A 6,556-nucleotide genomic window follows, 5' to 3' on the forward strand; every position below is an offset into this window, starting at 1 on the left:
CGAGTTTTTAGGAGTTAATTATGTCGAGTTTAACTATGCGACCGTGCGGTGATTTTCGCACTAGCTATAAACAAGATAACACCATTTTTGAAACCAAAACCATTAAAAACATGGCTATTATTGCGATTGCTTTTTTATGTGCAGCGCCATATTTGGTTGACGCATATTACCTATCCTTGTTCATTCAAATATCGTACTTAGGTATAGCTGCATTGGGTTTAAATATTTTAGTTGGTTATACCGGCCAGATTTCATTAGGGCATGGGGCCTTTTTCGGCTTTGGTGCCTTTGCCTCGGCTTGGTTGAACATTTCATTTGGCATTCCCGTGCTTTTTTGTATTCCGCTGGCAGGTTTTTTAACAATGGGCGTAGGCATGATTTTTGGTTTGCCTGCATCACGCATTAAGGGCTTGTACTTAGCGATAGCAACATTAGCGGCACAATTTATTTTAGAAGACTTTTTTGCGCGTGCTGATTGGTTTTCTGGCGGTTCAGCGGGTTCATCGGCTGAGCCTATCAGTATTTTTGGTTTTGCTTTTAATACCGATGAAAGCTTCTTTTATATCGCGTTATTCGCTTTAGTGTTCATGTATGTCTGGGGTTGTAATTTAATGCGCAGTCGTGAAGGACGTGCTTTTATCGCTGTTCGAGATCATTATCTTTCAGCCGAAATTATGGGCATTAAGTTAAATAAATATCGTTTATTGTCATTTGGTATTTCCTCATTTTATGCCGGTATTGGTGGTGCTTTATATGCGCATTATCTGGGTTATGTTTCTGCTGAAGGTTTCACGCTTTTCATGTCAATTCAGTTTCTTGCCATGATCATTATTGGCGGCTTAGGCTCAGTAAAAGGCACACTAATGGGCGTGGTGTTTATGGTGTTTTTACCTGAAGCACTTGCAGGTGGTGTTGGCTTAATGAAGATGACTGAGTGGGGCAACATTCCTATGGTGATTGACGGTTTAGCCTACATTAAAGAAATGGCCATAGGTTTAGTGATTATTTTATTCCTGATATTTGAGCCAGAAGGTATGGCGCATCGTTGGGCGCAAATTAAAAACTATTGGAAATTTTATCCATTTTCATATTGAAGTTATTAAATATAATTATATCAATTGCTTATGATTTAAAATAGAAATAAAAGACAGACGTTATTACAACAATTAATTGGCAATATAGCCATTAAAAGAAGAAGGAAATAGTCATGCAACATAAAGCAAAATTAAGTTCTCTATTCGTATGCTGTGCTTTGGGGATGAGCACTCAGGTATTAGCAGAAGACTCTGTATTTGTCGGACATTTAGCTGACATGTCAGGACCAACAGCCTTTGTTGGTAAAAACTATGCTGATGGTGTGCGAGATTCACTCGGTTATATTAATGATAACGGTGGTATTAAAGGCACAACCTTAGAATATGAAACTATCGACTATGCCTACAAAGTACCGCAAGCAATCGCATCATACAAAAAATGGCATTCACGTAAAAATATGGTCGCGATGCAAGGTTGGGGAACCGCTGATACTGAAGCGCTTATTTCATTTGTCGCGAGAGATAAAGTACCGGTTTTTTCAGCGTCATACTCAGGGCACTTAACAGATCCAACCGGTAAAAACCCCCATACTAAAAAACCAGCCCCTTATAACTTTTTTTACGGCGCCTCTTACTCAGATGCTTGTCGTGGTTTAGTGCAATGGGCGGCACAAGATTGGAAAGACAAAGGTGAAAAAGGTAAGCCAAAATTCACTCATATTGGTGCCAACCATCCATTTCCTAACGCACCAAAAGAGGCTTGTGCAGAGTATGCTACAGAGTTAGGTTTTGATGTACAGCCAGCGGTAGTTATTTCGATGAAGCCAGGTGACTTTAAAGCGCAATGTTTAAGCTTAAAAAGCTCAGAGTCTAACTATGGTTATATCGCTAACTTAGGTGGCTCAGTTTTATCATTAGTTAAGTCTTGTAATACTGTTGGCACAGACATTCAATTTATGTCGAATATTTGGGGTGGAGATAAGAACATCTTTGCGGCCGCGGGCGAAGGGATAAAGGATTATATTTTCCCGACCATGACACCATTTTGGAATGATGATGCGCCTGGCATGAAGCTAGTACGTGAAATTTCAAAACAATCAGACGAGTCAGGTACTGAAGAACGTGTTCATCATTATATGCGCGGTGTTTGTTCAACCTTCTTCATGAAAGAAGCAATGGAATGGGCAAAAGATAACGGCGGCATTACCGGTGAAAATGTTAAAAAAGGTATGTATGTGCATAAAGACTGGGTGCCTAAAGGTTTAGAGGGTGTGTGTTTAGCGGCTAATTGGAGCAATGAAGATCATCGCGGAATTAACCAAGTTAATATTTATAAAGGTAATTACAACGGTGGTGATGTAACGGTTGAAAAGGTATCGCAAGTCACCTTAGAACGTCGTGATGATTGGTTAGGTTACTAATATTAGTCGTTACAAGGCTATTCATTGAGTAACAGGTTGCTGGGCAAGAAAATCTTTGTTCAGTAACCACCAGCTTCTAGCACAAATGTTTAGAACAAAACGAGCAAGTAAAAATAGCAAAATAATTATTTATACGGAGTATGTATGTCACAAGCAGCGGAAAAATTGCAACCTGCATCACCGATATTAACGGTGAACAATATTGAAGTGGTTTATGACGAAGTAATACAGGTACTTCGTGGTGTCAGTTTAGATGTGCCCGAAGGTGACGTTGTTACGCTTTTAGGGCCAAATGGCGCCGGTAAGTCGACCACACTTAAAGCCATTTCAGGTTTGTTGAAAACTGAAAATGGTGAAGTTACTAAAGGCGACATTAGTTTTATGGGCGAACGTATCGACAGTAAGAATGCTGAAGACGTTGTGCGTAGTGGGCTTTTCCAGGTTATGGAAGGCCGTCGAATTATCGAAGATATGACCTCGTTAGAAAACTTAAAGCTTGGCGCTTTTACCCGTAAAGATTCACAAATAAATCAAGATATTGACATGGTATACCACTATTTTCCACGGCTAAAAGAGCGCACGGGTTTAGCGGGCTATTTATCTGGTGGCGAGCAGCAAATGTTGGCGATTGGCCGAGCACTGATGGCGCGACCAAAAATGATTTGTTTAGATGAACCATCGATGGGCTTATCGCCACTACTGGTAAAAGAAGTCTTTGGTATTATTAAAAAGATTAATCAGGACCAAGGCATTACTATGTTGTTAGTTGAGCAAAATGCTAACTATGCCCTCAGAGCTGCAAATTATGGCTATATCATGGAGTCTGGAAAAGTAGTACTTGATGGCACACAAGAACAGTTACTGAATAATGAAGATGTTAAGGAGTTTTACCTCGGTGGTGGTAATGACACGCGTAAAAGTTTTAAAGGACTTAAGTCTTATAAGCGACGTAAGCGTTGGTTGTAATCGCAATCAAGCAATATAGGCAGTTAGTGAAGCTAATTTTTTAAGTGTCACTTATTAAATGTTGCATATTGCGTGTCAGCTACTAAAGGTTATTGGCTATTTTTAAAGCGTTTATTTATCCATTTCTCAACATGATTTTGAGCTATTATGACGACATATTATCACCCAGACGAACACCAAGATTGCGAAGTTAGAGAGCAGTCATTGTTTTCTCGATTACCGACATTTATTGCTGATGCGCAGCGAAACAGCCCTTACTATCAAGAGCTTCTTACTGGCGTTAATGCGGAAAGCATTAACTCAAGAGCACAGCTTGCGCAGCTACCTATTACGCGAAAATCAGATCTAATTAGCTTGCAAAAGCGTCAGCCACCGTTGGCGGGTATTAATGCTGGTAATGGTCATGTTAGTCGAATTTTTCAATCGCCGGGACCGATTTATGATCCTGAAAATTGCCAAGATGATTGGTGGCGCATGGGACAGGCTTTTCATGCTGCCGGTTTTAGCGCTGGCGATTTAGTCCAGAACTGTTTGTCGTATCATTTAACGCCGGGTGGATTCATTCTCGACTCGGGTGCACGCGCTTGTGGCTGCACCGTTATTCCAGCAGGCCCAGGGCAAACTGAACAGCAACTCGATATTATTGAAGATTTAAAACCTCAGGGCTATTGCGGTACGCCGTCATTTTTAAATATTTTATTGAGCAAAGCCAAAGCAAAAAATCGTGATGTTAGCAGTATTAAAAAGGCGTTAGTTACTGGCGAAGCTTTACCAAAAGCCTTGCGTGATGAATTTACTCATACAGGAATTAATGTACTACAAGCCTATGCCAGTGCCGATGTTGGCTTGATAGGCTATGAAAGCTTAGCCGATGATGGTTTAATTATTTCCGAAAATATCATCATTGAAATTATCCGCCCTGGCAGTTTAGAGCCTGTTGCTAATGGCGAAATTGGTGAAGTGGTAGTAACAAGCTTTAATGCAGATTATCCTTTAATTCGTTTTGCAACCGGTGATTTATCAGCAATAAAATCAGGACAAAGTGCTTGTGGGCGTACTAACACGCGTATTAAAGGTTGGCTAGGTCGCGCGGATCAAACCACAAAAGTAAAAGGTATGTTTGTTCACCCAGAGCAAATTGAACGAGTTCGCCTGATTAGTCAATACTTCTTGAAAGCCCGCTTAACCGTCACCCAGGAAGATCATCAAGATAAAATGCATTTACAATGCGAATTCGATGATAAAAATAGTGCTGGAGTTGATATCGCACAATTACTTAACCAACTTACTAATGACTTAAAACAGTTAACAAAACTCAATGGTAGTGTTGAGTTGGTTGCCTTGGGAAGCTTACCCGATGATGGTAAAGTCATTGATGATAAAAGAGTTATTGGCTAGGTTTAGCTAAAGAAAAATGTGATTAACACCATTCATATATAAGGTATAAGGAGAATTTTATGCAGAAAATTTATTTTCAAGATTGTTATCCAGACAAGCTTAGTCATTGTTATGGTTGCGGTAAAAATAATAATGAAGGTCATCAACTTAAAAGCTATTGGCATACAGAGCAAGGAAAAATTAGCGAACAAGCCGCAGAGCAAACCATCGCGCACTTTATGCCAGAGCCCTGTCACACCGCTATTCTTGGTTTTGTCTACGGTGGTATAATTGCTTCACTTATTGATTGTCATGGCACGGGTAGTGCTGCTGCTATGGCATATCGTGCTGAAGGTCGTGCCATGGCGACAATACCGGCATTACGCTTTGTCACGGCAGCATTAAATGTTAGCTATTTGGCGCCAACACCTATGGGTGTTGAGTTAGAACTTATAGGTACGTTTAGCGAAGTTAAAGCCAAGAAAGTCGTGGTAGAAATAACCGTATCGGCAAACAATGTTGTTTGTGCTAAAGGCACAGTGATTGCGGTAAAAATGCCAGAGTCTATGTGTCCTACATAATTACACTATCTGTCCTGAATTCAATACCGCATTGCTTAAAAAGTTGGCTAGTAAGTCACCTTATTAAGGTTAAGTGATGAGCGGTAACTAGGCAAGTTAAGCTCGCACAGCGTCAATTTAGCTAATTGACGCAACACCCTCTTCAATAACATTCACAAACAAAGATTTTAAAATTCATCAATTTAAGATAAGTTAGTACTATTCAAGTTGTGGCTGCGTGGTTTTTTGGGGGCAACTATTTTAGCGTTAATGGTGGGATCGGCATATTACCATTTTGGGCGTAACTTTTAGGCTGCTATTGCCCATTGTATGGCGAACATAGCGGACAATTCCTTAGCACTATTTTCTTTTATAGACGATCAGTATCTAAATTCATCAAAAGTTAAAACAAACCTACTTCAAGCTTGTAATCATCGGTTGGCTAAAAATGCAAAAAGCAGAGCGAGTGTATGTAACAAGCAGTTAACGTTATAACAGCACGTCAATAGCGAGTGTAAAGCGGCTGTGCTGTTGATATTTATTGACAAAAGCGTTGATTTTATTTCCCCGTAATTGGGCATAAGGCGAATATGTATTTATCTCAACCATCGAATGAAAACTTAACTGAACTGATGTCGTGGTTTTCGACCGAAGCAGCACTAAGTATTTGGTCAGGACCTAATTTTAGCTTCCCATTTGACTTTAATTCTTTTAAGAGTGATTTGAAATTAGAGTCTTTGCCGTCATTTGCCTTACTTTCTGCGCAAGTAGAGTTATTAGGGTTTGGACAGTATTATTTGAGACTAGGTAAGTGCCACCTTTGCAGGCTGGTGATTAATCCTAATTTTCGTGGCCAAGGCATTGCTGCGCATTTAATTCAGCAATTAACTATTAGAGGAAAAGCTGATTTAAACACCAATTCATCTTCATTATTTGTTGTGCAAAATAATGGCAGTGCAATTAAAACTTATGAAAAAAGTGGATTTACTTTTGCGTGCTACCCTGAAAAAATAACCTTGAAAAATTGCTTATATATGATTAGTGATTAGCTGTATTTGACATGTAATACCATTAATTTCATTAATTAGGTGGTCTACTTTATACGCAGGAAAAATGGCCAAATATAAGGCATTTATTTAATAACTAGTTGTTCTAATTATTAAATAAATAACGCAGTAGTTGGTTATTTTAACCAGTA

The 6,556-nt window shown here is 39.4% G+C and carries 6 protein-coding genes; all 6 read left to right on the top strand.

Features of this window, described 5'->3' with window-relative positions; genetic code table 11:
- Window positions 1–20 precede the first annotated feature (20 nt).
- The 6 genes from H4J59_RS07840 (at window position 21) to H4J59_RS07865 (ending at window position 6,407) form a co-directional block, all read left to right on the top strand.
- Entirely contained in the window at window positions 21–1,094 is a 1,074-nt protein-coding gene (locus tag H4J59_RS07840) for a branched-chain amino acid ABC transporter permease (RefSeq protein WP_182238272.1), read from the top strand.
- Between the two features lie 113 nt (window positions 1,095–1,207).
- Window positions 1,208–2,455, top strand: coding sequence for an ABC transporter substrate-binding protein (locus H4J59_RS07845; RefSeq protein WP_182238274.1), 1,248 nt, complete (start codon window positions 1,208–1,210; stop codon window positions 2,453–2,455).
- Between the two features lie 144 nt (window positions 2,456–2,599).
- On the top strand, window positions 2,600–3,421 hold the full coding sequence (locus tag H4J59_RS07850) for an ABC transporter ATP-binding protein (protein ID WP_182238276.1): 822 nt from the start codon (window positions 2,600–2,602) through the stop codon (window positions 3,419–3,421).
- A gap of 147 nt (window positions 3,422–3,568) precedes the next feature.
- Window positions 3,569–4,819 carry a phenylacetate--CoA ligase family protein gene (locus H4J59_RS07855; protein WP_182238278.1) on the top strand — a complete coding sequence of 417 codons (1,251 nt, stop codon included), beginning with the start codon at window positions 3,569–3,571 and terminating at the stop codon, window positions 4,817–4,819.
- A 59-nt stretch (window positions 4,820–4,878) separates the two neighbouring features.
- Window positions 4,879–5,379, top strand: coding sequence for a PaaI family thioesterase (locus H4J59_RS07860; RefSeq protein ID WP_182238280.1), 501 nt, complete (start codon window positions 4,879–4,881; stop codon window positions 5,377–5,379).
- A gap of 569 nt (window positions 5,380–5,948) precedes the next feature.
- Window positions 5,949–6,407, top strand: coding sequence for a GNAT family N-acetyltransferase (locus H4J59_RS07865; RefSeq protein ID WP_182238281.1), 459 nt, complete (start codon window positions 5,949–5,951; stop codon window positions 6,405–6,407).
- The last annotated feature ends 149 nt before the right edge of the window (window positions 6,408–6,556 follow it).

Source organism: Colwellia sp. MB02u-10 (genome assembly GCF_014077185.1).
GTDB lineage: Bacteria > Pseudomonadota > Gammaproteobacteria > Enterobacterales > Alteromonadaceae > Cognaticolwellia.